Origin of the sequence: Pseudomonas sp. EGD-AK9, assembly GCF_000465935.2 — a bacterium.
GTDB lineage: Bacteria > Pseudomonadota > Gammaproteobacteria > Pseudomonadales > Pseudomonadaceae > Aquipseudomonas.
The window spans coordinates 1-1,184 of record NZ_AVOF01000597.1; the positions used below are offsets into that span (position 1 = coordinate 1).

A 1,184-nucleotide genomic window follows, 5' to 3' on the forward strand; every position below is an offset into this window, starting at 1 on the left:
GACCGGGAGAGCGTCGGCGCGCGGCGCTGGCCCAGCCACCAGGCCAGCAAGGTAGCGCCCAGCAGCAGCTTGTCCCAGGACAGGCGCAGGGCGTAGGGCGCGGCGTCCGTGCTGATCCGTCGCGGCTCCCACAGGGGCCAGGGGCTGAAGCCCGGCAGCAGGTGGGCGGCCAGGGCGATGCCGGCGACCAGCACCGCGCTCAGCCACAGCCAGCCGGGCAGCAGGCGTTCGCCGCCGAATACGAGGCCGACGAACAGCGCGCCAAGCAGCAGACCGACAGGCTCGATAAAACCCAGGGCATGACCGAGGGCCAGGGCGAAGGCGGGCAGCAGCAGGCGTAGATGCAGGGGCATGGCACTTCCTTGTGGTGGGGGGTGCGCAGTCTATTCGGCCGCGGTTGTGGCGGTAAATCCGAAGTACTGCTGCAACAGGTCGGGATCGTCGAAGTGGGCACGGCCGATAAAGGCCGTGGCGTGGCGCCCCCATTGGCGCATGGCGCCCGCCGAGCGCACCCCGGACGGCCACAGCAGCCAGCGCTCCAGGCGCTCGCTGCCCGGCACCAGGCCATGGCGGTCGTAGAGGCTGCGCCGGCCCTGCGGGTGCGGCAGGCTGCGCAGTTCGTCCAACGCGGCGAAGCCGTAGGTCAGCCATGGCCGCGCGGGGCGGCGGCCGTCGACCCACAGCAGGCGGTGATCGCCGCCGCGCAGCCACAGACTCGGCGCCGTACCGCCGGCGATATCCAGGCGTAGCGCACTGCGTGCCTCGGCTTGTGCCGGCTGGCGCAAGCGCAGCGGCGAGTCCGCCGGCAGGAAGAAGGCATGCCAGCAGCCGCAGGGGTGGATGCTGTCGTAGAGCAGGGCGCGGCCACGCTCGTCGAGGGTGACCCGCCAGATCAGGCCGTCCAGCTCGCCGGCATAGAGATCCAGGGGATGCGCCGCGGGGCGCTGGGCGAACCAGAACTGGTAGATCAGCTGCAGGTGCCAGCGGCCGTTCAGCCGGCTCCAGCCGAGCTGGCGATAGAGCCGCGGCTCGATGTCGGCGAAACGGCGTCGGCCGTCGCCGGCGAATCCCGGGCTGCCGATGCGGTCGGCGCGGCTGCGCTGCTCGATCAGCAGCTGCGGCGCATGGCGGGCGAACAGCGCCTGGCGCTGCGCGGCGTCGGGCTGCGGCAGGCCGAGGGCATC

1 protein-coding gene and 1 pseudogene are annotated in these 1,184 nt (G+C 72.5%); both read right to left on the bottom strand.

Annotated features, from left to right (window positions below; genetic code table 11):
- Positions 1–353 (bottom strand): annotated as a pseudogene (locus N878_RS21445) (CPBP family intramembrane glutamate endopeptidase); the annotation flags it as partial.
- A gap of 30 nt (positions 354–383) precedes the next feature.
- The coding region (locus N878_RS29160) for a hypothetical protein (protein ID WP_021445585.1) at positions 384–1,184 on the bottom strand (801 nt) is incomplete at its 5' end.